The 23340-nt window shown below is 67.9% G+C and carries 23 protein-coding genes and 1 pseudogene; 11 read left to right on the plus strand and 13 right to left on the minus strand.

Going from position 1 to position 23340, the window contains the following annotated elements:
- Positions 1-5: 5 nt before the first annotated feature.
- The 11 genes from DFR29_RS16540 to xrtH form a co-directional block, all read right to left on the minus strand.
- Complete coding sequence (locus DFR29_RS16540; RefSeq protein ID WP_133819719.1) at positions 6-524, minus strand: hypothetical protein; 519 nt, start codon at positions 522-524, stop codon at positions 6-8.
- A 91-nt stretch (positions 525-615) separates the two neighbouring features.
- Positions 616-1410, minus strand: coding sequence for an ABC transporter substrate-binding protein (locus DFR29_RS16545; protein ID WP_243746085.1), 795 nt, complete (start codon positions 1408-1410; stop codon positions 616-618).
- 226 nt (positions 1411-1636) lie between these two features.
- Complete coding sequence (gene pdxH / locus DFR29_RS16550) at positions 1637-2227, minus strand: pyridoxamine 5'-phosphate oxidase (protein ID WP_133819721.1); 591 nt, start codon at positions 2225-2227, stop codon at positions 1637-1639.
- A gap of 152 nt (positions 2228-2379) precedes the next feature.
- Entirely contained in the window at positions 2380-3912 is a 1533-nt protein-coding gene (locus DFR29_RS16555) for an ATP-binding response regulator (RefSeq protein WP_133819722.1), read from the minus strand.
- Entirely contained in the window at positions 3909-4409 is a 501-nt protein-coding gene (locus DFR29_RS29240; RefSeq protein ID WP_166654146.1) for a Rab family GTPase, read from the minus strand. The genes DFR29_RS16555 and DFR29_RS29240 overlap by 4 nt, the downstream gene beginning before the upstream one ends.
- Positions 4406-6148: a hypothetical protein gene (locus tag DFR29_RS29245; protein WP_166654147.1), complete on the minus strand. Its 1743-nt coding sequence runs from the start codon at positions 6146-6148 to the stop codon at positions 4406-4408. The genes DFR29_RS29240 and DFR29_RS29245 overlap by 4 nt, the downstream gene beginning before the upstream one ends.
- 17 nt (positions 6149-6165) lie before the next feature.
- A complete protein-coding gene (locus DFR29_RS16565; protein WP_133819724.1) occupies positions 6166-6900 on the minus strand; it encodes a hypothetical protein in 735 nt (244 codons plus the stop codon).
- 37 nt (positions 6901-6937) lie between these two features.
- Complete coding sequence (locus DFR29_RS16570) at positions 6938-7636, minus strand: response regulator transcription factor (protein WP_208113621.1); 699 nt, start codon at positions 7634-7636, stop codon at positions 6938-6940.
- A 42-nt stretch (positions 7637-7678) separates the two neighbouring features.
- A complete protein-coding gene (locus tag DFR29_RS16575; RefSeq protein ID WP_133819725.1) occupies positions 7679-7882 on the minus strand; it encodes a dodecin family protein in 204 nt (67 codons plus the stop codon).
- Between the two features lie 181 nt (positions 7883-8063).
- On the minus strand, positions 8064-8924 hold the full coding sequence (locus DFR29_RS16580; RefSeq protein ID WP_133819726.1) for an SDR family oxidoreductase: 861 nt from the start codon (positions 8922-8924) through the stop codon (positions 8064-8066).
- Complete coding sequence (gene xrtH / locus DFR29_RS16585; RefSeq protein ID WP_133819727.1) at positions 8921-9457, minus strand: exosortase H; 537 nt, start codon at positions 9455-9457, stop codon at positions 8921-8923. The genes DFR29_RS16580 and xrtH overlap by 4 nt, the downstream gene beginning before the upstream one ends.
- Positions 9458-9590: 133 nt before the next feature.
- Between xrtH and aroK the strand changes: the two genes are divergently transcribed.
- The 5 genes from aroK (at position 9591) to hemE (ending at position 13887) form a co-directional block, all read left to right on the plus strand.
- Entirely contained in the window at positions 9591-10139 is a 549-nt protein-coding gene (gene aroK, locus DFR29_RS16590) for a shikimate kinase AroK (RefSeq protein WP_133819728.1), read from the plus strand.
- Complete coding sequence (gene aroB / locus DFR29_RS16595) at positions 10136-11218, plus strand: 3-dehydroquinate synthase (protein WP_133819729.1); 1083 nt, start codon at positions 10136-10138, stop codon at positions 11216-11218. Before aroK ends, aroB begins: the two co-directional genes overlap by 4 nt.
- 63 nt (positions 11219-11281) lie before the next feature.
- Positions 11282-11542, plus strand: coding sequence for a WGR domain-containing protein (locus tag DFR29_RS16600; protein WP_133819730.1), 261 nt, complete (start codon positions 11282-11284; stop codon positions 11540-11542).
- Positions 11543-11612: 70 nt separating this feature from the next.
- Positions 11613-12779 carry an SPOR domain-containing protein gene (locus tag DFR29_RS16605; RefSeq protein WP_133819731.1) on the plus strand — a complete coding sequence of 389 codons (1167 nt, stop codon included), beginning with the start codon at positions 11613-11615 and terminating at the stop codon, positions 12777-12779.
- Between the two features lie 46 nt (positions 12780-12825).
- The gene (gene hemE, locus DFR29_RS16610; protein ID WP_133819732.1) at positions 12826-13887 is read left to right on the plus strand and encodes a uroporphyrinogen decarboxylase; all 1062 of its coding nucleotides are present in this window, start codon (positions 12826-12828) and stop codon (positions 13885-13887) included.
- Here the strand turns inward: hemE and DFR29_RS16615 are convergent.
- Positions 13884-17399: a hybrid sensor histidine kinase/response regulator gene (locus DFR29_RS16615; protein ID WP_133819733.1), complete on the minus strand. Its 3516-nt coding sequence runs from the start codon at positions 17397-17399 to the stop codon at positions 13884-13886. The genes hemE and DFR29_RS16615 overlap by 4 nt on opposite strands.
- Positions 17400-17623: 224 nt before the next feature.
- Here DFR29_RS16615 and DFR29_RS16620 point away from each other — a divergent pair, with 224 nt between their 5' ends.
- From DFR29_RS16620 to prfH, 6 genes and pseudogenes are all read left to right on the plus strand, one after another.
- Positions 17624-19114 (plus strand): GTPase, encoded by a 1491-nt coding sequence (locus DFR29_RS16620; RefSeq protein ID WP_133819734.1) that lies wholly within the window; start codon positions 17624-17626, stop codon positions 19112-19114.
- Positions 19115-19203: 89 nt separating this feature from the next.
- On the plus strand, positions 19204-19896 hold the full coding sequence (locus tag DFR29_RS16625; protein ID WP_133819735.1) for a YceI family protein: 693 nt from the start codon (positions 19204-19206) through the stop codon (positions 19894-19896).
- A pseudogene (locus tag DFR29_RS16630) lies at positions 19877-20413 on the plus strand (cytochrome b); the annotation flags it as partial. The gene DFR29_RS16625 and the pseudogene DFR29_RS16630, both read left to right, overlap by 20 nt.
- Before the next feature lie 121 nt (positions 20414-20534).
- Complete coding sequence (locus DFR29_RS16635; RefSeq protein WP_133819737.1) at positions 20535-21068, plus strand: YceI family protein; 534 nt, start codon at positions 20535-20537, stop codon at positions 21066-21068.
- 25 nt (positions 21069-21093) lie between these two features.
- Positions 21094-22446, plus strand: coding sequence for a GTP-binding protein (locus tag DFR29_RS16640; RefSeq protein WP_133819738.1), 1353 nt, complete (start codon positions 21094-21096; stop codon positions 22444-22446).
- Entirely contained in the window at positions 22446-23072 is a 627-nt protein-coding gene (gene prfH, locus DFR29_RS16645; RefSeq protein ID WP_133819739.1) for a peptide chain release factor H, read from the plus strand. The genes DFR29_RS16640 and prfH overlap by 1 nt, the downstream gene beginning before the upstream one ends.
- On the opposite strand, the gene DFR29_RS16650 is transcribed toward prfH, so the two are convergent.
- Entirely contained in the window at positions 23069-23299 is a 231-nt protein-coding gene (locus tag DFR29_RS16650) for a glutaredoxin family protein (protein WP_133819846.1), read from the minus strand. The genes prfH and DFR29_RS16650 overlap by 4 nt on opposite strands.
- Positions 23300-23340: the final 41 nt, after the last annotated feature.

The raw sequence follows: 23340 nt of genomic DNA on the forward strand, positions 1-23340 counted from the left end.
GCCACTCAGAGCTGGCGATCTTCGGCCTTGAACTCGCCTTCGACCGCCTGCTTAGCGCCAGATGCATCGATCAGATGAAAACTGAAACGGCCCGCATACAGCTTGCCCGCAACGCTCTGTACCTCGAACACATTACCGGCGTGCTGCTTGTCCAGCGTGTATTCGGCGTCGGGGTCGCCGCCCATTGGTTTTACACCTTTATAAAACCGCACATCGCACTCGGCGCGGCCGAACGAAGCGCTGTCCAGGCGTATCGGCTTACCGGCAGCCAGGCCGCTGCAGATGATCGACAGCCGGTCGATCGGCGTCTTCGGCGGCGGATAGGCGCTGCCGCCCGCGGTAGTGGCGCTCAGGCTGAAGCTGCCGCTGGAGTTGCCCAGCGGCACCAGCGTGATGCCGTCGTCGTCGCTGACAAAGGCTGCATCGCCGACGCGCGCGCTCAGCGATTGGGTTTCGGCCGCCTGCGCGGCGGCACCGGCAGACAGCAGGACAAACAGCGCAATGCAGCGGGAAGAGGTTCGCATGGCAAGCTCCGTAAGCGGTCGAAGCAGAATACGCAGGCCGGCACGCAGGCCTGACATCACGCAGTCCAGCGAACGCCGAGGTGTGCGGCGGTCAATCTTCGCGCCGCGCCCAGCGCAGTATGGCGGCATGAATCGCATCGAGTCCGTCGAACAGCGCCGCCGGGCCGGGCTGCAGGATGATCGGCGACTTGATCTCGAACAGCTGTCCGTCGCGCACTGCCGGTATCGCATCCCAGCCCGGCCGTGCAGCGACCTGTTCAGGGCGGAAACGCTTGCCGCACCAGGAGCCCAGGATCAGTTCCGGCGCGCGCCGTATCACTTCGCTGCCGTCGGCGAGGATACGGTCGCGCGCCAGGGAATGTTGCGTCAGTTCCGGAAAGATGTCGTCGCCGCCCGCGATGCGCACCAGTTCGCCGACCCAGCGGATGCCGGTGATCAGCGGCTCGTCCCACTCTTCGAAATATACTTTTGGCCTACGCGGCAATGTTGCCGCCGCGGCGCGCACCGCGGCGATATGCGCCTCGGCCTGCTGCGCCAGCACTTCGCCCGCGGCGGCCTGGCCGACCATGCCGGCCAGGCGGCGGATATAGCCGAGTATGCCGTCCACCGAGCGGTGGTTGCTGATCCACACTTCCACGCCGGCCTTGATCAGGTCGCGGGCGATGTCGGCCTGGATATCGGAGAAACCGATGACGAGGTCCGGCTCAAGTTTGAGGATTTCGCCGATCCTGGCGCTGGTGAAGGCAGAGACCTTGGGCTTCTCCTTGCGCGCACGCGGCGGCCGCACGGTAAAGCCGGAAATGCCGACGATGCGGTGCTCCTGCCCCAGCGCGTACAGCACTTCGGTCGGTTCTTCGGTCAGGCAGACGATACGCGAGGGATACAAGGTGGCCGCTCCTGCCCGCTCAATGGCGATGGGCTGTTGTGGAGCCCCCTCCTGAGTCAAGGGAGCAGCAAGACCTCTGCTGCGCAGGGGTCTTGCAGAGTTGTCGAGGCAGGCGCCGAGTACAGGAGACATTGCCTCGATGCGTGCGCAGTTCTTCCTCACGCTTGGCGGCGCCGTGGAGGCAGGCAGCCGAGCAGAAACCTCGTGCATCGGCTGCCGGACTCGGTCACGGATACAGCATGCGTTGGCGCCATTGGCCGTCGATCAGTTCATGGCGTTGACGCTCGTGCAAGCGGAAATTGGCGCCGTACCAGAATTCGATCAGATCGGGATCGACCCGATAGCCGCCCCAGTGCGGCGGCCGCTCCACTTCGCACCCGGCAAAGCGTGCTTCGACTTCGGCGATACGTGCCTCGAAATCCTCGCGCTGCGGCAGGGTCTGCGACTGCAGCGAAGCCCAGGCGCCGATCTGGCTGCCGCGCGCGCGCGACGCGAAATAGGCGTCCGAATCGGCCTCGGGCAGCCTGCTGACCGTGCCTTCGACGCGCACCTGTATGCCTTCGCGCAGCTGCTTCCAGTGCAGGCACAGGGCAACCTGGGCATGCGCGGCAAGCTCTTCGCCCTTGGCGCTCGTGTAGTTGGTGAAGAAGCGCAAGCCGTCTTCGGCGACGCCCTTGAGCAGCACGATGCGCGAATGCGGACGGCCGCGCGCGTCGATGGTGCTGAGATTCATGGCCGTCGGTTCGGGATCGCCGCTGAGGGCTGCTTCGGCCAGCAGGCGGCGCAGCTCTTCCAGCGCGGGAACACACAATGACATGGCGGAGGACTCCGTCGAACGAAGACCGCAAATGCTAGCACGCAGGCGCCGGCGCGGCCGCGGCATAAGCGCGCAGGTGGCGGTTTGCGGCGACGTTGCGCGCTTTACCCGACTCCATCTACGGTGGCGCTGCGCGCTCGCCCGGCCTCCATCTACGGCGGCGCTGCGCGCTCGCCAAGGCTCTGCACAACGCGGGCGAACTGGGCGAAATCCAGCGGCTTGGTCAGGTAGTGATCGGCACCGGCGGCCAGCGCAGCGCGACGCGCTTCCTCTGTAGCATTTGCCGAAACTGTAACTATGCCGCCTTTGTAACCTTGTGAACGAAGCTGGAAAACAGCCGCATTGCCCGACAGGCCGGGCAGTTCCACATCGACCAGCACAAGGTCCGGCGCGCGCTGCCCGACTTCCGCCAAAGCCGCCGCCGCGGTGGACGCGACGCGCGTGGTGGCGCCCAGGTCGCCGAGCAGTACTTCCAGCAGCGCGGCCACGTCGGGATCGTCGTCGACGATCAGTGCGTCCAGTCCGCGCCGGCGCTGCTCCTGCGGCAATGCGGGCAGGCCAGTAGCGCCCAGTGCCGGCAAGGCGATGCGAAACGTGCTGCCCAGGCCGGGCGCCGAATCGAGCTCGATCTCGCCGCCCATGCGCTCGACCAGGCGCTTGACGATGGACAGGCCAAGGCCCGCGCCGCGCCCGCCGTGCTGGGCACCGCGGTTGAACGCCTTGAACACGCGCGCGCGCGAAGCAGCGTCGATGCCCAGGCCAGTATCGCTGACCTCCAGCCGCAGCAGCGCGCCGTCCCAGCCCAGCTGTCCGCGCACATAGCCCTTAGGCGTATAGCGCAAGGCATTCGACAGCAGGTTGATGGCTACCTGGCGGATCTTGATCTGGTCGAACAGGGCAGTCGCCGGCGGCGCCTCGCCCGCTTCGATGACCAGGGCCAGGCCTTTTTCCGCCGCCAGCGGGCGGAACATCGCATCCAGGTCGTCGACCAGAGTCGCCAGCGGCAGCTCGGCTGCGTCGAGCAGGGTTTCGCCGGCTTCGCTGCGGCCGTATTCGAGCAGGTTTTCCGCCAGCGCGAACAAATGGCTGGCATTGCGCCGCAGCGCCTGTAGCGCCTGTGCCCGGCCGCCTTCGCCGCCGCCGCGTTCGAGCAGGTGCAGATAGCCGAAGATCGAGGTCAGTGGCGTGCGGAATTCGTGGCTGAGGGTGGCAAACAGCGCGTTTTTCAGCGCATTGGCTTCTTCCAGCCGGGCGCGCTGCTGTTCCAGTTCAGACTTGATCTGGCGCAGCCGCGCCAGCGTACGCGATTTCTCCAGCCCGGCCAGCACGGCCTGGTTGCCTAGCTGCTGCTGGCTCTGTGTGCGTTCGTGTTCTTCGCTGGCGTCCAGCAGCAGCAGGTGGAACGTGTCGTTCGCATCCGGCACCAGATGCACGTGGGCATGGCGGCCGTCGGACAGTTCCACAAAGGGAAGATCCTGGGTCTGGTCCAGCGGCAGGCCGAGGAACAGATCCTGCAGCTGCTGTACCAGTTCGGCCGGACCGCCCTGCTCCAGGCCGTGGTAGCCGGCCGCGCCGGACACCTCGGTCAGCTGCCACTGCGCATCGAAGCTCAACAGCAACGGATGGGCGCGATCGCGCAGCGCCTGGCTCAGGTAATTTTCCACCGCCTGCGGAAATTCGCTCATGCGTGCAGCCTCGTCGCCAGCTCGCCGAAACCCGCCTCGACACCGTCGCCGCTGAGGGCGCTGGTCTCGAATACCGGCAGACTGTGGCGCATCTCGGCCAGGGTTTCCGGTGCCACTTCCCAGCGTTCGACCAGGTCGAGCTTGTTCACGAACAGCACGCAGGCGGGGTTGTCGAGTACGTCGCGCGCCTGCATCAGCAGGTTCAGCGCCGCGCGCAGGCTGGCTTCGCGGGTGCCGTCGGCGACCAGGATCAGGCCACTGGCACCGCGCAGGTAGTTCTGGTTCAGGCTGTCCAGCACGGCCTTGCCGGCTATGTCCCAGACCACGAACTTCATGCGGTCGCCGCCGGCCAGATCGACGACGCGGCTGTCGACCTTGACGCCGACCGTGGTCAGGTATTTTTCAGAGAAGGTGTTGCGCACAAAACGGGCAACCAGACTGGTCTTGCCAACGCCAAAGTCGCCGAGCATGCAGATCTTGCGCGCCAGTTCCGTCATTCCATCTCTCCCTGATGAGCTCCGTCCAGGCTGAGGCTGGCGGCGCGGTACTGAATCATAGGCTGGGCCGGCGTGGCTTCGGTGCGGCCGACCTGCAAGCTGGCGGGATCGATGCCGGCCGCGGCGAGCCGGTCGCACAGCCAGCGGGCGCGGCTTTCGCGCAGGCGCTGGTTGATCGTCGCCGTGCCCGGCTCGTCGTTGTGCCCATGGCAGGTAAACGCGACGGGGCGCTGCAACAGGCGGCCGAGTTCGACCAGGCGCAGCGCATTCGCCTGCAGCGCCGCCGCAGCGGCGGCATCGGCCAGTTCCACTTCGCGCACAAAGTACACGTGCTGCCGTGCCAGTTGCTGCAGCAGACCTTCCCATTCGGCGCGCAGCGGGGCCTGGGCATCGTTGCTCTCGCCCAGGCCACTGGCGTCGACGCGGGCGACGCCAGCTACCCAGCCGGCCTGCTGCCGCAGGCGCGCGAGCACGTCAGCGGCGGCTTCGCCCCGCAGGTGCAGAACGCCCTGGCGCACAGCCAGGTGCACGCCCTCGGGCGGCTGCAGCTGGCGTTGCGCACGCCGCTGCACAATCGCGTCGTCGCTGGACAGATAGCCACGCAAATCGGTACGGATATCGACGTCGTCCGGTAGCAATTCGGCCATCGCCGTGCGCGGCGATGACGCATCCGCATCGATCAGGCCGCGAAGTAGAAGCTGGCCGTGTTCGCTGCTCAGTTCTTCGACATGCAGTCCGGGCCAGTCAGCCAGGCGTTGCGCCACAGCGTCGACGCGACGCTGCCACTGCCAGTCGCGCCAGAACCAGGCGCCCAGCAATGCCAACAGCACGGCACCGATCAGCAGCAAGGGCCAGCGCCGCACAGGCGCGCCATCCCGGGCGGCCGAATCGGCCGCCGCGGCCAGTTCCAGGCGCTGCAGGCCGAGGGTTTCCTGCAGCTGCGGGTCGGTGCCGGCGTCCGGCACGCCCGCCGACGCGCCACGCAGCGGATCGGACAGCCAGGCATGCGCCTGTTCCAGGCGCTGGCGCAGGATCAGGCGCAGTGCGGCCGGCGCTACGCCGCGCAGGAATACCGCAAAGCTGGCACGCGGCCCGTGCTCCACCCAGACCAGGTGTTCGCCGACGCTGACCGAATCCAGTGTGCCGGTGTTTTCTTCGCTGCCGCCGCCGACCGAATCGCGCACGAAATCGCCGATCGCGGTGAGCATGCCGGCAATGGCATCCGCATCCAGATCGGGCAGGTCGGCTGCCGACTGGCGCGCCAGTACCAGGCCGCTGGCGCGGTCGATCAGGAACAGGTGGTCGAGGCGGAAGCGCAGGTTATGCCGCAATACCACCTGCACGTAGGGAATGCCGGTGCGCCAGGATTCCAGCCGCCAGCGCAGGCCGCGCGGGGTGAAGCTCGACTCCAGCGCGCGATTGAAGCCTTCGGTGAAATCGCGCAGCGATTCGGCGATGGCCTTGCGGATGGCCGGGCCAATCACCGGAAACAATGCATCGACCACGCCCTGGCGCTGTTCCTGCGCGGCACGGCCCAGCGCGTCGGTCAGCGGCAACACCAGTGCCTGCGACAGTTTGCGCCGGCCATCGCCGAGCTGGCTTTGCTGCAGCAGCAGCGGCAATTCTTCCGGCAGCGCCGAGCGCGCAGCTTCCAGCGCCGCCATGCGCACAGCGTGTGTCTCCCAGTCGGCGAGCTGCTCGCCGAGGATCAGTCGCCGGAGTCGCTGGTGTTCGTCCACGGCGCCGAGCCGCGCGCTCAGCGCGCGCCGGGAAGATCGAAGTCGCCCTTCAGCCGCAATGCCAGCTCGGTCATCAGCGCGGCCAGGTCTTCGCGGCCTACCTTGTCGGCGCGCAGTTCGTCGCGCGAGCGGGTCAGGTTCTGGTTGCTGCGGCTGGCCTGTTCCTTCAGCGCGGCATCGAGTTCGCCGAGTGCGGCGCGCAGACGCTCTTCGCTGGCGGACAGTTCCTGGGCCAGGCCATCGATGGCGGTATTGAGTTCGCTGCGCTGGCTGCGTGCGCTCTGGCTCAGGCGCGATTCCAGATCGTCCTGCGAGGCAGTGCGGTCGGCGATTTCCTGGCGCAGGGCCTTGGACAGGCGTTCCTGCTGTTCGTCCAGGCGCTTGTCGAGCTGGTTGAAGCGGCGTTCCTGGTCCTGGCGCAGGCTGGCCAGGTCAGCCTCGATGCGCTCGTTGAGTTCCTGGAAGCGGCGCTCGTAGTCGCGCATCTGGCCGCCGAACAGGATGTCTCGGATCTGGTCGACATTGCGGTCGGCACTGACGTCCAGACCGACGGATTTCTTCTCGCTCACACTGGTCTCCGAAACGTGGCGCAGGGCTGCGGGCTGCGCATCGGCCTGGGCTGGAACGGTCGCGGCAGACACCGGCTTGGATGCTACCTGCGACGATGCGGCCGGCAAGCCCCGGCCGGGCGGTTGCTTGCCTGCTGCCGGCTTGTGGGGCGCACTCTTGCCGGACTGACGTTTGCTGGACATGGCCTCGATTCCCGGGTGGAACAGCTGGCCGACCGGCTCAGGCCTGTTCGAGCCGGTATCCGTGCTGGTAAACCGCGGTCAGTCGCCAGCCATGTTCGCCGCCGAGCTCCAGCTTCTTGCGCAGGCGGCTGACATGGGTGTCGACGGTGCGCGTGGAAACCTGGGCGCTCATGTTCCAGACGTTTTCCAGCAAGGCATCGCGGCTGACGATACGGCCCTGGCGGCGGAACAAGTAGGTGGCCAGGTCGAACTCGCGCTGGGTCAATTCGATGTCGCGGCCTTCGATGGCCACGCGCCGGCGCATGAGGTCGATGTGATAAGGCGGCACGCTGAGGTCGGTGCTGGCCTCGCCATCGACGCCACGACGGCGCAGAACCGCGGCGACGCGCGCCAGCAGCTCGGCCTGCTTCGGTGGCTTGATGACGTAGTCGTCGCCGCCGCTTTCCAGCCCCTTGACGATGTCTTCGTCGAGCGAGCGTGCGGTCAGGAAGATCACCGGCAGCTCGGCATTGGCCGAACCGCGGATCCACGCCAGCACGTCCAGCCCGGTCGCATCCGGCAGCATCCAGTCCAACAACAGAAGGTCGACCGCTTCGATGCCGAGGCGCCGGCGAAACTCGTTCGCGCTGCGGAACACGCGCGGCGTATAGCCAGCGCGTTCCAGCCACAAGGAAATCAGGTCGGCTTGATCGGCGTCGTCTTCAAGGAAACCGATGACCACTTCATGCTTGCTCATGCGACTCCTTCCAGCGCAAGCCTTCGGCCCATTCCTCGCTCCTCATTCGACGACAAAGCTCACGCGCAGATTGACCCGCCACTCGGTTACTCGCCCGTCGTCGTCGGTGGTGACCTTGATCTCGTTGACCCAGGCGCCTTTCACGTTCTTGACTGTGGTGGCGACCTTGAGCAGTCCCGACTGCACGGCATCGTCGATGCCCTTGGGCGAGGACGAACTGACTTCGATGACCTTGGCGATGGACATGACGGCTCCCTGTTTGGGTCAGCTTGCGCGGCCGGCTTGCACGATTGTGCAAACTATGGCGACGTGCGCGCAGTGTAGCAGTATGCAACCGCGCTGCCAGCGCAGGGCATGTTACGTCCAATGGCGCGGCGCAACATGCGTTGGATAAAACGCGATGATTGACCCAAACACCGGGCTGCGGTCAATCCGGGGTTCTACGCATTGCGGCCAGGATAGTCCCATAGCCGCTGCGGAAATCGTCGTGGCGCAGGGCGTAGCCCGACTCGCGCAGGCGCCGGTTGCGCAGGCGCTTGTTGCCGACCGCACGTTCGCCGGCGACGGTTTCCTGCGGCGGCGGCGGCAGTCCGAGCTGGTCGGCCAGCCAGCACTGCACCTCGCCCAGGCTGGCCGGGCAGTCGTCGCTGAGGACATAGCAGGGTGCCGGCTGCGCCAGCCCGAGCAGATGGACAAGGGCACCGGCGACATCGTCCACATGTATGCGATTGGAAAACTCGGCCGCTCCGGCCGGGCGCCGCGCGCTGCCGCCGACCACCTGGTCGACCAGCCGGCTGCGGCCGGGACCGTAGATGCCGGCACAGCGCGCAACCACCGCATCGGGCACAGCCTCGTGCAACCAGCGTTCGGCCTGCAACAACAATCGGCCGTTGAAAGCAAGCGGCCGGCAGTCGCTGTCTTCGTCCACCCAGTTACCGTCGTGCTCGCCATAGACCGCACTGGACGACACGAACAGCAGCCGCCCCAGCGGACCGCGCCCGCGCAAGGCCTCGACCAGATGCCTGAGCCCGTCCAGAAACAGCCCGCGATAGGCCGCCTCCTCGCGCCGGCCCGGCGTAGGCAGAAAGATCACGTCGGCAATATCGGACGGCAGGGCGGCCAGGCTGGCGGCATCGGTCAGGTCCGCCTGCAACGGCAGCAGCGGCGCCGGCAGAGTGCCGACGCTGCGCCGCAATCCGTACACTTTGCGACCTTGCGCGGCAAGCAGCAGGCCGCTGCGAATGCCCACATCGCCACAACCGGCCAGCAGTACGGCGGGCTGGGTCACGCCATTGCCTGCAACGGCGGCGGATCGAGCGGCGGCGGCGGCGCATCGTCGTCGCGGCTGCGCGGCAGGTAACGCAGCCAGACCAGGAATACCACCAGCGCATCGAGCACGATCAGCGCCTGCCAGATGTAGCTGTGGAACCACTCGAACCAGACCTCGTCCCACTGGTTGAGGTAATACAGGCTGATGATGCGCACGAGATTGAGGCTCTGGATCGCCAGCGTGCCGATCGCGATGCCGATCAGCTTGTGATGCCAGCGCGCCGGAAACGCGAGCATCGCCGACACCAGGATGATGACCGCCTCGACACCGTTGCAGACGCGCTCTATCGATACCGCAAGCCCGGTGCGCATGCTGATGATGACCTTGCCCTGGGCGATCGCATCGCCGCCGCACAGGGCGATGATCTTGGCCGAGATATTCGCCAGCAGTGCATTGAACGGATCGATCACGTGCAGCTCGACCACGGCCAGTACGTCCAGCGTGAACAGCACCAGCAAGGACAACAGGAAAATTGCGAGGAAGCGGAACATGGCGAAACACGCGCGGGAGATTCGCAGTAGCTTACGCCGTGACGCTGCCGCAGGCGAAACCCGCGATCGCGGGGATGTGCTCATGCCATCGCTGCACAAAGGCGCGCGCGAGCTGCGTGCTAGCATCAAGTGCATGAATCCCGCACCTAATCTGTTCCTGATCGGCCCGATGGGGGCCGGCAAGACCACCATAGGCCGGCGCCTGGCCGAGCAGTTGCAGCTGCCCTTCCACGACCTCGATCACGTGATCGAGGAGCAGACGGGCGCAACCATTCCGTTGATCTTCGAACTCGAAGGCGAAGCCGGTTTCCGCCGGCGCGAATGCAGCTGCCTCGATGAAATGACCGCGCTGCAAGGCATCGTGCTGGCCACCGGCGGCGGCGCCGTGCTCGACCCGGACAATCGCGCCCTGCTCGCCCGCCGCGGCTTCATCGTCTATCTGGAAACCGCCGTCGATATTCAGCTGGCGCGGCTGGCGCGCGACCGCAAACGGCCGCTGCTGGCCGCACCCGACCGGCGCGAGCGGCTGGAACAGATGGCCGCCTTGCGCAATCCCCTCTATCGCAGCCTGGCCGACCTCACCGTGATCTCCGACAACGAACATGCGGCCCAGGTGGCCGCCGACCTGGCCCAGCGACTCGCGCTGGAATGGCAGCGCCAGCCCGCGACGGCGGCGGCATGAGCGAACCGCGACAGCTGGACGTCGTACTCGGCGAACGCTCCTACCCGATCTGGATCGGTGCCGGCCTGCTCAGCGATAGCGCGCGCTGGCGCCGTGCCATCCGCGGCCGCCATGTGCTGATCGTCAGCAACACCATTGTTGCGCCGCTATACCTGGATGCCGTGCGGCACGGCCTGGCCGGCCTGGACGTGGTCAGCGTCGTGCTTCCCGACGGCGAGCAGCACAAGACATTGGCCCACTGCAGCGTGGTACTCGACGCGCTGGCCCAGCAGAAAGCCAACCGCGATGCCTGCGTGATCGCACTGGGCGGCGGTGTCGTCGGCGACCTGGCCGGCTTTGCCGCGGCCTGCTGGATGCGCGGCATCGACTTCCTGCAGATCCCGACCACGCTGCTGGCCCAGGTCGATTCCTCGGTCGGCGGCAAGACCGGCGTGAACCTGCCGGCGGGCAAGAACCTGGTCGGCGCCTTCCACCAGCCGCGTGCTGTCGTCATCGACACCGATACCTTGCGCAGCCTGCCCGCCCGCGAATACCGCTCGGGCCTGGCCGAAGTGGTCAAGTACGGTGCCATCGGCGACGCAGATTTCTTCGCCTGGCTGGAGCAGCATGCTGCTGCGCTGATCGCACGCGACAGCGCCGCCGTCGCCGAGGCGATTGCGCGCAGCTGCCTGCACAAGGCCGGCGTGGTCGCCCGCGACGAACGCGAAGACGGCGAGCGTGCCCTGCTCAATTTCGGCCATACCTTCGGCCATGCGCTCGAGACCGCGTCGGGCTACGGCCAGCTGCTGCACGGCGAGGCTGTCGCCATTGGCATGCTGCTGGCAGCGCGCCTGTCGGCCCAGCTCGGCCGTGCCCCCGCAGCCGACAGCGAGCGCCTGCAGGCGCTGCTGCAGGCATTGCGGCTGCCGGTTGCACTGCCGCCCGGCAGCAATGCGGAAACCCTGCTGCGGCTGATGTACCTGGACAAGAAAAACCTCAGCGGCCAGCTGCGCCTGATTCTCTGGCGCGGCCTGGGCCAGGCCGAGATCGTGCCCGACGTGAGCGACGTGGCCATTCGCCAGGTGCTGCAACAGGCCTGAGCGCGGGCCGAATTGCGCGGCGCCGCGACACCGTTGCGGCTTCCGCCGCTACAATCCCGGCTCATGCGCATCTATCTGCAAACCCAGGTGGCCGCGGCGGAATCGCCGCGCTACTACGACATCATCCTGCAACAGGACCTGCTTGGCGGCTGGACGCTCTACCGCGAGTGGGGCCAGCAAGGCGGCCGCAGCAGCAGCAAGCGCGAGGTCTACCTCGAACGCGACGACGCCCTGACTGCCTTTGCCCAGGCGCGCGACGCCCAGGTCAAGCGCGGTTTCCGCGTAATGTTCAGCCAGGGCCTGGAGGCGCCGCATGCCCGCTAGGCAACGCCGCCTGCGGCACCCGCTGCGACACGCCATTCGCGGCCTGCTGCTGTGCCTGGGAATGGCTGCAATGGCGCCACTACAGGCGCAGGACGAACATATCTTCGAGCCGGGCACCAAGCATGTCTGCCTGCCGGCCAGCAACGGCGAGGGCTGGGACTGCCGTTCTGCCGAAGCCGGCGGCGATGCCGCTGCCAGCGAAGCCAAGGCCACCGCGAAGCCACGCGAACCCAAGCTGCGCAGCAGCAGCGCGGTGCCGGCAGAGGCGGAAACCAGCGCTGCTGCCGCAATGGCGGCAGCAGCCGCCACACCAGCAGCACCGCCTGCGCCTGCAGCGACCGCACCGATGGCTGCGACCGAATCGCCCCGCACTGCGACAGCAGTGCCCAGTTCTGCGAGCAGCGACACGGCCAGTTCGCGCTCTCGCAAAGTGCCGAACTATCTGCTGGCACCGGAAGTACAGACCACTACCGCACGTAACGAAGCCGCCGCTGTACGCCAGGCAGAGGCGCCGAAACCACAGCCAGCAGCCGTCAGGCCGGCGCCTGCCACCGTCGCGCCTGCAGCACCCAGCATTGCCGCCGAACCGCCGCGCGCGCCTGCAGCGGCGGTCCGCAGCGAGGCGGTCGCTCCGGTCGCCGCCACAGCGTCTGCACCGGCAGCCACCGCGCCGACTACCACCGCCGCAAGCTCTGCCCCCGCCCCCGCCGCTGCGCCACCGGCGGCTTCCGCAGCGGCGAGCAGCACGGCAGCGCAGGCAGCATCCACCCAGCCTGCACCGCCGCAGGCCGCAACCGCCAGCGCGACGGCAGCCCAGCCCAGCAACGAAACACCTGCCAGCAGCGCCTCCCGCACGCCAGCCGCAACAGCAGCTACCGAAGCCGCCGCGGACAGCCCTACCGCATCGCCCGCCGCCGGCACTGCCGCAGTACATGGCAGCACCCCGCTCCTGGGCAGCAGCGAATTCCGCCGCCTGAGCGACAGCCGCTACGTGCTGGAACTGGCCAGCGGCAGCGACCGCGACCAGGTCGAAGCCAGTGCCGGCCAGTTCGCCAGCGGGCGCGGCCAGATCTACCTGCTGGCCCTGCAGCGCAACGGCGAGCCCTGGTTCCTCGCCGTCTGGGGCGATTTCGAATCGGTCGACGCCGCGCGCGCGGCCCGCGCCGAAGCGAATGCCGCCGGTACCGCCGCCGGTTGGCCACGCCGCGCCGGCCCGCTCAAGCAGGAACTGCGCTGAGCCGCCCCGCACTTTTCATACCAATTGCAAATTACAAAGATACCCAATGAGCAACGATAGATTCCTGCGCGCCCTGCGCTGCGAACCGGTGGACTGCACGCCGGTGTGGCTGATGCGCCAGGCCGGCCGCTACCTGCCCGAGTACCGCGCCACCCGCGCCCAGGCCGGCAACTTCATGGCCTTGTGCATGAATCCGGATCTGGCCTGCGAAGTCACCCTGCAACCGCTGCGGCGCTTTGCGCTGGACGCGGCGATCCTGTTTTCCGACATACTGACCATTCCCGACGCGATGGGCCTGGGCCTGCATTTCGCCGAAGGCGAAGGGCCGAAATTCCGCGCACCGCTTCGCAGCGCCGCCGATATCGAACGCCTGGGCGTACCCGATCCGGAAGGCGAACTGCGCTACGTGATGGATGCGGTACGCACGATCCGGCGCGAGCTCGACGGGCGCGTGCCGCTGATCGGTTTCTCCGGCAGCCCGTGGACACTGGCCTGTTACATGGTGCAAGGCGAGGGCTCGTCGAATTTCCCGCTGGCCAAGGCCATGCTGTGGAACGAACCGGCACTGATGCATCGCCTGCTCGATACCCTGGCGCGTTCGGTAGCCAGCTACCTGAGCGCGCAGGCCGCCGCCGGTGCGCAGGCGCTGATGGTGTTCGACACCTGGGGCGGCATGCTCGCCCCGGCGCAGTACCGGGAATTCTCGCTGCACTACCTGGCCCAGATCACGTCCGCGCTGAAAGAAAACGCCGCCACGCGGGACGTGCCGCTGATCCTGTTCTCCAAGGGTGCCAACGGCCATCTGCCGGCTCTCGCCGCCACGGGCTGCAACGGCCTGGGCGTGGACTGGACCATCGACCTGTCCAGTGCCCGCACGCTGGTCGGCCCGCATGTCGCCCTGCAAGGCAATCTCGATCCGGCGGCCCTGCACGCTTCGCCCGAGGCGATACGGCGCGAAGTCGGCCGCGTACTCGCCAGCCACGGCAACGCCCCCGGCCATGTGTTTAACCTCGGCCACGGCATCACACCCGATGTGAAGCCCGAGCATGTCGGCGCGCTGGTCGATGCGGTGCACGAACTGTCGCGGCGCGAACAGGCGCCTCGCTAAGCCACTCGGCCGCTGGCGTCGCCGAAGGCGGCAGCCAGCATCGCCCGGGTTGCCGGCTTGCGCAGGAAGCCGTCGATCCCCGCGTCCCGCGCCAGCGCTTCCGCCTCGCCGTCACCGCGCGCGCTCAGCGCCACCAGGCGCAGGCGGCTGACATTGCCCAGCTCCTGCGCGCGCAACAGCCGCGCCAGCTGGAAGCCGTCGACATCGGGCAGATCCAGATCCAGTACGACCAGTTGCGGCCGGCGCGCGGAAACTTCCGCCAGCGCCGCCAGGGCCTGGCTGGCGTGGCGTACCTGGTGGCCCAGCGATTCCAGTAGTTCCTTCACCACGCGTGCGACCGCCGCGTCGTCCTCGACCAGCACCACGTCCAGCGCGGCCACCGTCGCCACTGGCGTCGGCGCTGGCTCGGCCGCAGCCGCCGGCAAATGCAGCTGCACCGTGAAAATGCTGCCGCGGCCCGGCGCGCTTTCCACGACGATGCGGCCGCCCATCAGCTGGGCCAGCTCCTGCGAGATAGCCAGGCCCAGGCCGCTGCCGCCGGCACGGCGGCCGATCTCGTCCTGGCTGTACTGCTGGAACAGGCGCGACTGCATCGCCGTATCCATGCCCGGACCGGTATCGCTGACGCGGAAGCACTGCTCACCCGGCCCAGCCTGAGACAGCTCCAGGGTGACGCCGCCGACATCGGTGAACTTTATTGCGTTGTTTACAAGGTTCAACAGTATCTGGCGCAGCCGCTGCGCATCGCCGCACAGCGGCACCGGCGGCTGTACCGGCAGGCGCACGAGAAAACCCAGTCCTTTGCGCGCTGCCAGCGCATGGCCGACATCGGCCACGTCGCGCAGTACGTGCTGCGGATCGAAACTTTCCTGCTCCAGGCTCAGGCGGCCGGCTTCGACCCGGGCCAGGTCGAGCGAGTCATTGACCAGGCGCAGCATGTGCTCGCCCGAGGTGCGTATGCCGTTGACGTAGCTTTCCTGGCGCGGGTCGAGCGGGGTGCGCTGCAGCAGTTCGGCCATGCCGAGCAAGCCAGTCATCGGCGTGCGGATTTCATGTCCCATATGGGCGAGGAAGCGGGTCTTGGCCAGGCTGGCCTGCTCAGCCAGCTCGCGCCGCTGCGATGACAGCGCCAGGGCGTGCTCGCGCGTGACGCGCCGGCGCCAAGCCCGCGCAATCAGCCAGGCCAGCAGCAGCAGCGCAAGCAAGTACAGGGCATACGCCCAGGGCCGCGCCCAGGGTGGCGCAGCTACCGTGAGCTGCAGCGGCGCGGCCAGTTCCACCCTGCCGTCCAGACCGGTAAATGCGCGCACATGCAGGCGGTAGCTGCCGGCGCGCAGTTGGGCCAGTTCGCGCCGGCCGTCGGCGCTGCCGGCAGTCCAGTCGCTGTCCAGTCCCTGCAGCAGGAATTCGTAGCGGTTCGGCGCCGCATAGGACAAGGCCCGTGCTTCTACGCGCAGGTCGCGATCGTTCCAGGCCAGGTTCGCCGGCGCCGCCGGATCGAAACGAAATTCCTCGCCGCCGCGATGTACACCGACACCGGTCAGCAACAAGGGGGCCGGCGGCAGCGGCGGTTCGCCGGCGCGCGTATCGAAAGCAACGATACCTGCCGTGGTCACGGCCAGGGCCACGCCGTCGCCACGCAGCTGCAGGCTGCGGTCAATCAGCTCGGAATTGAGCAGGCCCGCCTCGGCGCCGAAGCGGCGCACCCGGGCGGTGCGCGTATCGACCTGGTAAAGCCCGCGCGGCGTACCAATCCACAGGCGCTGCTGCGCGTCGAGCACCATGCTGCCGGCATCCAGCGCCGGCCAGCCCTGCGCGGCGCCGATCTGTTCGCGCAATTGGTAACTCTCGGCATTGCGAACAAAGTGTTCCAGCACGCCGAAGCGATGCAGCCAGACGCTGCCGTCAGGCGAAAACGCGAACGCGTGGATGCGCACTTGCGGCAGGCCCGGCACCAGCTCGAAACGGCCGGCGTCGGCGACGAAGCGGTCGATGCCGCGCACATGCGATACCCAGACCGAACCGTCGGGGGCGGCGCGCATCTGTTCCACATCGGCGTCGCGCAAGCCGCTGACTTCCGGCAGGAAGCGCGTCGGCAGCAGCGTAGCCGCGTCGATGCGCGCGACGCCGGCGCCGCGGGCGCTGGCCCAGACCGCATCGGACTGCTCCAGCAACAGGTCGACCGGCCCGGCCGGCAGGGTCTGCGCGGCCTTGGGGTCGGCGGCAATATCGCGCGTCTCACCCGAATGCAGGTCAACCACGCGCACGCCGCGGTGCTGACCCAGCCAAAGCCGGCCGCGACTGTCCTGCAGCACCGATCGCTGGCGCTTCTCGGTGCCGACCGTGCGCGCGCCCCAGCGCTCTACCGCGCCGCTGTGCAGATCCAGCCTGTCGACCGTGCCGGCCATGCCGACGCTCCAGACGGTATCGCCACTGCCCAGCGCCGCCGCCTGGATGCGGCCCGGCGACAGGCTTTCCGCCACACCGGGCAGTTCGCGCCACTGCGCAAACAACGGCCAGGTCGGCGGCAGATAGGCCACGCCGCCGTCGATGGTGGCAAACCATACGCCGCCTTCGCGATCGGCCAGCAGGTCGAATACGGCCTCGCCTGGCAGACCGCCAGCCAGACTGGGCTGGGCACGATAGACCGTCTCGCTGCCGTCGCTGCCGCGCCGCGCCGCGCCCTGGCGCGTGGCCAGCCACAGCTCGCCGCGGCGATCGCGCACCGAGGCATACAGCATGCGCGGCGGTGCCTGCGGGTCCAGCCGCGTCACCGCCAGCGCCGCGTCGATGCGGTACAGCCCGGCCGAGGTCGTGGCCAACACATCGACACCGTCGGCACACAAGGCCAGCACCTGCGGCGGCGTTTGCGCCAATGCGACCGTGTCCACTTTTCCATCCGGCAGGCGCCGCGCCAGGCCCAGCTCGGTGCCGACCCAGAGGCTGCCGTCGGGACGGCCGAGCAGGCTGAGCACCGTATCTGACGGCAGGCCCGAGCCCTGCGCGCTGCGCAGATGGTCGAAGCCACTGCCATCGGCGCGCAGGCGATCCAGTCCACCCGAATACGTGCCTACCCAGATCGCGCCGGCAGCGTCCTCGGCAATCGCCCAGACATCGTCGGCGGCAAGGCTGGCGGCGTCCTGCGGATCGTGCCGATAGCGGCGGAACTTCTGCCGTCCGGCGTCGAGCATATTCAGGCCGCTGCCCTCGCCGCCCGCCCAGATCCGATTGGCCTTGTCCACGTACAGCGCCGAAACTTCGTTGCCCCCGATCGAGGCCGCGTCCTCCGGCAGGTTGCGCCAGACGCGGAAGGCGATGCCGTCGTAGCGCGCCAGGCCGTCCTGAGTGCCGACCCAGATAAAGCCGTCGCGGTCTTCGGCCAGCTTATAGACGATGGACGAAGGCAGGCCGTCGTCCACGCCATGACGGCGGAACATCGGCGTGTCCGCCAGCTCGGCCGCCTGCGCAACCGCACTGCCCAGCAGCCATGGCAACAGCCAGCGCAACTTCATTGCCTTTCCTCGCGAAAGCGTGGCAGCAACTCACCGGCGAGGCGGAATCGTCCCCGCACGACAGGCTTCCCGTTCGATTGCAGCGTGATCCGCCCGTGGCGGCGCCGCGCCGGCCCCGATCATGCCAGAAGCCGGCACCGCCCCGCGCAAAGTGCACTTGTTGCGTACCTGACTGTACGGCCTGGCAACCCGTGCGCCAGCGGCGGCCTGCTAGCATCGGCCGCATGACTACGCCCGATACTCGTCATCTACGCCTGCTGCTGGCGCTTTGCGTCGGCCTGGCCAGCCTGGGTCTGCTCTGGCTGGCGCTGGGCGCCACGCGCAGCGCGCTGGAGCTGTGGCGTGAACTGGCCGGACTGCCGCTGGTGCTGCGCCTGGGCCTGATCGCGCTGGCCGCGGCCTTCCTCGGTGCCAGCGCCTGGCTGGTCTGGCGTTTGCTGCATCCCCGCGCGCGGCCGCCGCGTCCGGTCGTCGTGGCCGACCGCGCCGGCATAGAGAAACGCATCGAGCGGCTGCAGTCGCGGGAAGCGGAAACCGCGCGCTTCCAGGCCGAACTGGAAGAGCTCGACCGCCGCGCCGCGGCCGAGGACTATTACATCGCGGTATTCGGCGAAATCAGCGCGGGCAAGTCCAGCCTGGTGCGCGCGCTGGCGCCGCAGGCCCCGGTCGATGTCGATGTGCTCGGCGGTACTACCACCCAGGTCAGCCATCACCGCGGCGAGCTGGGCCAGCGCAGGCTGGTACTGGCCGACGTGCCCGGAACGCAGGAAATCGGTGCGCGCGAGCGCGAGCAGCTGGCACGCGACGAAGCCCTGCGCGCACATGCGGTGATCTACGTCGCCAGCGGCGATCTGACCCGCGCCCAGGATGCCGAGCTGAAATGGCTGCGCGGCTACGGCAAGCCGCTGCTGCTGGCCCTCAACAAGACCGACCAGTGGAGCGACGCCGAGCGCCACGAACTGCTGGCCACGCTGCAGCGCCGTTACGCCGGCACGGTAGACCGCATCGTCGGCGTACGTGCCGGCGGCAGCGAAACCGTGCTGCGCCGGCTGTCCGACGGCCGCGAGGAAACGCTCACGCGCCAGGCCACGCCAGATACCGTGGCACTGCGCGAAGGCTTGCTCGCCTGCCTGGCCGCCAGCCCGCAGCAGCTGGAACAGGCCCGCGCCAGCGCCGTCCTCGGTCATCTGGACGAGCAGCTCGGCTCCGCCGAGCGCGGCATGCTGGAACGCGAATCCCGCGCCATCGTCGAGCGCTATACACGCCGCGCCATCGTCGGTGCGCTGGCGGCAGTGGCGCCAGGTACCGACCTGCTGATCCAGGGCGCGCTGGCCACGTCGCTGTTGCGCGAACTGGCTACGCTGCACCAGGTACCGATCAAGCAGCTCGACCTGGATGCGTTCCTGCGCCAGGCCACGCTGACCTTGCGCACCACCAGTTCCGTCATCCTCGCCATCGCCGGCAATGCGCTGAAGGCGTTTCCCGGCCTGGGCACGCTGGGCGGCGGCGTACTGCATGCGATCGCGTACGGCCTGATCTTCGACAGCCTGGGCCGCGCCGTCAGCCAGACCTTGCTCGACCAGCACCGCTTCGACCAGGACCAGGCGCAGGCCACGCTGCAGCGCCTGCTGACGGAGCAGGCACGCGAGCGGCTGACGCATGTGGCTCAACTGGCCTTGCAAAGCCTGCGCCGCGACAACGGCAGCGAGGCCTAAGTGCCACAGCGATTGTGCGCGATGGCGACAAAAGTCCGTTCAGCCGGTTCGGCTTCTGTCGCCTGCCCGCTTCTGCCAAGCTAGGCCGCATGTCCCTGCGCCTGCTGCCATTGTCGCTGCTGCTGTTCGTGCTGCCGCTGCGCGCTGGCGAAACATCCTGGCGCCTGGACCCGGTGCATACGCAGATCCAGTTCAGCATCGATCACCAGGCCTTCAACCAGAGCCTGGGCCTGTTCAAGATCCGCACCGGCGCGCTGCGCTTCGACGACAACGACTGGAGCACGGCAAAGCTCGCCGTCGATATCGACAGCGCCAGCATCCTGCTCGGCGACGCGAAGTGGGAAGAAACTATCCGCTCCTGGCGCTTTCTCGACAGCAAGCGCTGGCCACTGGCGCACTACCGCAGCCTGTCGGTGGAAAAGCGCGCAGGCGACAGCGGCGTAATCCGCGGCGAACTGACCCTGCACGGCCAGACCCGGCCGCTGGACATCGCCTTCCGCCTGAACAAGCTCGGCAACGATCCGTATTCGTTCAAGCGCACCGCGGGTTTTTCCGCCACGGCGACGCTGAAACGCAGCGACTTCGGCATGGACAAGGTGCTGAGCGTGGTCGGCGACGAAGTACAGCTACGCCTGGAAGTCGCCGCCGTGCGCGACCGCGACGCCGACCCCGATGCGCTGGCGCCGGCTGCTGCAGTGTCCACTGATCCACAATCCACGGATTCACTACCTACTACCCCTGCGCCCGACCAGGATGGCAACGATGGCACTGAAAAGCGATGACACCCGCTGGGGCGCCGCCGCGCGCACCTTCCACTGGCTGATGGCGATACTCATCATCGTGCTCGGCATCGTCGGCCTGTGGATGGCCGACCAGCCGAATTCGCTGCAGAAAATAAAGATATACGCCATCCACAAATCTGTCGGCCTGACCGTGCTCGCACTGGCCCTGCTGCGCCTGTCCTGGCGCCTGTTCGACCGCCGCCCGCGCGATGTGCCCATGCCGGCCTGGCAGGCCTATGCCGCGCATGCGACGCACGCGCTGCTGTATCTGCTGATGCTGGCGCTGCCCTTGTCGGGCTGGCTGTACAACTCCGCATCCGGCTATCCGCTGCAGTGGTTCTGGAGCTTCAACCTGCCCAGCCTCAGCGGCGGTGCCGACCCTGCCCTGAAAGCAATCGCCCATGCCATCCACGAATGGGGCTTCTACGTACTGGTACTGTTGCTGCTGGGCCATATCGGCGGTGCGCTGCTGCATCATTTCGTGGAAAAGGACGAAACCCTGGTCCGCATGTTGCCGCTGTTGCGCCGGCGCCAGGCCGCCCCCACTGTGGCGAGCGTCGCCGCACCGGCAATGCCGCCACCGGGGCCAGTGCCCGCCGGCGTTCCCGATTCCCCTGCCACCGATGGAGATTGAACCCATGCGTCTCGCCCTCGCTTTGCTGCTTTGCCTTGCCGGCGCTGCCCAGGCCAAGGATTACACCGTCGATCCTTCCAGCACGCTGGGCTTTTCCGGCAACTACCAAGGCGAGAAATTCAGCGGCAAGTTCCCGCGTTTCAGCGCAAAGATCAGCCTGGACAAGGCCGACCTGGCCGCGGCCAAGCTCGAAGTCGACATCGACGTGACCAGCATCACAACCGGCAATGCCGACTACGACAGCGAACTGAAAGGCTCGAAGTTCTTCGATTTCGCCAAGTTTCCCAAGGCGCACTTCGTCAGCACCGCGGTAAAGGAAAGCGGCGGCGCACTGACAGCCGACGGCAACCTGACCATCCGCGACAAGACCAGGCCGGTGCAGCTCAAGCTCGACTTCAAGCCCGCCGGCGACGGCGGCACGCTGGACGTACAGGCCACGCTGAAGCGGCTGGATTTCGACGTGGGCACCGACGACTACGCCGATACCTCGACCATCGGAGCCGACGTCACGGTCACCTCGCATCTGGTCCTGAAGTAATCGACGCCGCGCCGGCCATTCGCGCATGAAGTCGCTCGGCGGCTGGATCGATTCTCTGGGCCAGTGGTGGCGCGGCGATGCGGCGGCCACTGCGCCGCCCACGCCGGTTGACCAGGCCAGCGATGCACTGCGCCAGCTGCTGGACGATCCGAGCATTCCCGATTCGGTGCGGCGCGAACTCGGCGAGGAATTCGCACGCATCGAATCGCTGCTGGCCAAGCTCGCCCGCGATGAATTGCACGTGGCCGTATTCGGCCGCGTGTCGGTGGGCAAATCGGCACTGGGCAATGCCCTGCTCGGCCAGAGCGCATTCGAGACCGGCGTACTGCATGGCACCACAGTCAGCGCCAACCAGCAGCGCTGGACCGAAGCCGGCGGCGCCGGACTGCACCTGATCGATACGCCCGGCATCAATGAACTCGACGGCGAATCGCGCGAACGCCTGGCTTTCGAAGTAGCCGAGATCAGCGACCTGGTGCTGTTCGTCGTCGACGGCGACATGACGCAAGTGGAACGCGATGCGCTGGCCACACTGGCGCGCACCGAGCGGCCGCTGCTGCTGGTATTGAACAAAGCCGACCGCTACGACGAGGCCGAACGCGAACGCCTGCTGACGCGGCTGCGCCAGCACGCCGCCGGCCTGCTGCCGGCAGACAACGTACTCGCCTGCGCCGCCAGCCCGGCGCCGTTGCGCCTGATCGAGGTCGACGCCCAGGGCGTGGAGCGCGAACGCCAGCAGCCGCGTCCGGCCGACGTGGCCGAACTGCGCGAACGCCTGCTGGCAATCTGCGCGCGCGAGGGCAAGACCCTGTCGGCGCTGAATGCCGGCCTGTTTGCCGGACGCCTGTCCGACCAGGTGGCCCAGCGCGTGGCCGAGGCACGCCGCGACGTCGCCGATCGCGTTATCCGCCACTACTGCCTGGGCAAAGGCGTGGCGGTGGCGCTGAATCCCGTGCCGGTGGCCGACCTGCTCGCTGCCGCCGCGCTGGACGCGGCGCTGGTCATGCATTTGGGAAAGGTATACGGCATGCCGCTGACCCGGCGCGAAGCCGGCCAGCTGATCGCCACCATCTGTGCCCAGCTGATTGCGCTGATGGGTGCGATCTGGGGTGTGCACCTGGTCGCCTCGGCACTGAAGGTTGCCAGCGCCGGCCTGTCGACCGTGCTGACTGCAGGCGCCCAGGGCGCACTGGCCTGGTATGCGACGCTGGTGGTCGGCCGCGCCGCCGAGCGCTATCTGGTGGCGGGTAAATCCTGGGGCGAATCGGGACCCAAGCGCGCGGTACAGGACATCGTCGCGCAGCTGGATCGCGATTCCATCCTGCGCGAAGCGCGCGACGAAATTCTCGCCCGCCTGCGCGCCGGGCCGGCCCGCTGATGCAACTGCTGCAGTTGTCCGCGGCGCAGGGACCGGCCGAGTGCGCGCTGGCCGTAGCCAAGGCCTGGACCTTGCTGCAACGCGAAGCCGAGGCGCTGGGCCTGCAGGTCGACCTGCTCGAGGCCGAGGCCGGCGCGGAACCCGGCACCTGGCAATCGCTGCTGCTGGCCCTCGACGGTGCTGCCGCCGCTGCGCTGGCGCAGCGCTGGAGCGGTTCGCTGCTGTGGATCTGCGCCAGCCCGTACCGGCCGCAACACCGGCGCAAGAACTGGTTTTTCGGTGGCCGCCGGTTTGTGCCCGCCACGCTGGCTGCGGGCGACGACGTGCGTTTCGAAGCCTTGCGTTCTTCAGGGCCGGGTGGCCAGCACGTCAACAAGACCGCCAGCGCGATACGCGCAACCCATCTGGCCAGCGGCCTCAGCGTGAAGGTGCAGAGCGAACGCAGCCAGCACGCCAACAAGCGCCTGGCCCTGGCGCTGATCCAGCAACGTCTGGCCGAACGCGCCGACGCTGCCGCCGCCGGCCAGCGCGCCGACCGGCGCCAGGCGCATTACGACATCGACCGCGGCAACCCCGTACGCACGTTTCGCGGCGCGGCGTTCGAGCCCGACCCCTCCGCAGTCTAGTCGCCGGCCAGCCAGGCACTCACCCGTTGTGCATCGAACGGCCAGTCCAGCTCGCGCCGCGTATCGTCGTCGCGCAGTACCGGCACGCGTTCGCCGTAGAGGGCTTCCAAGGTGTTGTCAAAGTCGATCCAGACGCTGGCGAAATCGGGCGCGCGCGCCTGGGCCAGCACCTCCAGCGCGAGATCGCATAAATGGCACTCGTCGCGCTGGAAAAGTACAAGTCGCATTGTCATGAGGTCCACCGGGCCAGGACGGCTAGAATAGTCGG

Source organism: Tahibacter aquaticus (assembly GCF_004363655.1).
In the GTDB taxonomy this organism is placed as follows: domain Bacteria; phylum Pseudomonadota; class Gammaproteobacteria; order Xanthomonadales; family Rhodanobacteraceae; genus Tahibacter; species Tahibacter aquaticus.

Bases quoted from the DNA above. Each gene is read 5' to 3' on its own strand.
- aroK (WP_133819728.1), top strand. From the start codon at position 9,591: ATGAATCCCGCACCTAATCTGTTCCTGATCGGCCCGATGGGGGCCGGC.
- DFR29_RS16625 (WP_133819735.1), top strand. From the start codon at position 19,204: ATGTCCCTGCGCCTGCTGCCATTGTCGCTGCTGCTGTTCGTGCTGCCG.
- DFR29_RS16605 (WP_133819731.1), top strand. From the start codon at position 11,613: ATGGCGCCACTACAGGCGCAGGACGAACATATCTTCGAGCCGGGCACC.
- aroB (WP_133819729.1), top strand. From the start codon at position 10,136: ATGAGCGAACCGCGACAGCTGGACGTCGTACTCGGCGAACGCTCCTAC.
- prfH (WP_133819739.1), top strand. From the start codon at position 22,446: ATGCAACTGCTGCAGTTGTCCGCGGCGCAGGGACCGGCCGAGTGCGCG.
- xrtH (WP_133819727.1), bottom strand. From the start codon at position 9,457: ATGTTCCGCTTCCTCGCAATTTTCCTGTTGTCCTTGCTGGTGCTGTTC.
- DFR29_RS16555 (WP_133819722.1), bottom strand. From the start codon at position 3,912: ATGAGCGAATTTCCGCAGGCGGTGGAAAATTACCTGAGCCAGGCGCTG.
- DFR29_RS16575 (WP_133819725.1), bottom strand. From the start codon at position 7,882: ATGTCCATCGCCAAGGTCATCGAAGTCAGTTCGTCCTCGCCCAAGGGC.
- DFR29_RS29240 (WP_166654146.1), bottom strand. From the start codon at position 4,409: ATGACGGAACTGGCGCGCAAGATCTGCATGCTCGGCGACTTTGGCGTT.
- hemE (WP_133819732.1), top strand. From the start codon at position 12,826: ATGAGCAACGATAGATTCCTGCGCGCCCTGCGCTGCGAACCGGTGGAC.
- DFR29_RS16540 (WP_133819719.1), bottom strand. From the start codon at position 524: ATGCGAACCTCTTCCCGCTGCATTGCGCTGTTTGTCCTGCTGTCTGCC.
- DFR29_RS16570 (WP_208113621.1), bottom strand. From the start codon at position 7,636: ATGAGCAAGCATGAAGTGGTCATCGGTTTCCTTGAAGACGACGCCGAT.
- DFR29_RS16565 (WP_133819724.1), bottom strand. From the start codon at position 6,900: ATGTCCAGCAAACGTCAGTCCGGCAAGAGTGCGCCCCACAAGCCGGCA.
- pdxH (WP_133819721.1), bottom strand. From the start codon at position 2,227: ATGTCATTGTGTGTTCCCGCGCTGGAAGAGCTGCGCCGCCTGCTGGCC.
- DFR29_RS16650 (WP_133819846.1), bottom strand. From the start codon at position 23,299: ATGCGACTTGTACTTTTCCAGCGCGACGAGTGCCATTTATGCGATCTC.
- DFR29_RS16635 (WP_133819737.1), top strand. From the start codon at position 20,535: ATGCGTCTCGCCCTCGCTTTGCTGCTTTGCCTTGCCGGCGCTGCCCAG.
- DFR29_RS16615 (WP_133819733.1), bottom strand. From the start codon at position 17,399: ATGAAGTTGCGCTGGCTGTTGCCATGGCTGCTGGGCAGTGCGGTTGCG.
- DFR29_RS16620 (WP_133819734.1), top strand. From the start codon at position 17,624: ATGACTACGCCCGATACTCGTCATCTACGCCTGCTGCTGGCGCTTTGC.
- DFR29_RS16600 (WP_133819730.1), top strand. From the start codon at position 11,282: ATGCGCATCTATCTGCAAACCCAGGTGGCCGCGGCGGAATCGCCGCGC.
- DFR29_RS16640 (WP_133819738.1), top strand. From the start codon at position 21,094: ATGAAGTCGCTCGGCGGCTGGATCGATTCTCTGGGCCAGTGGTGGCGC.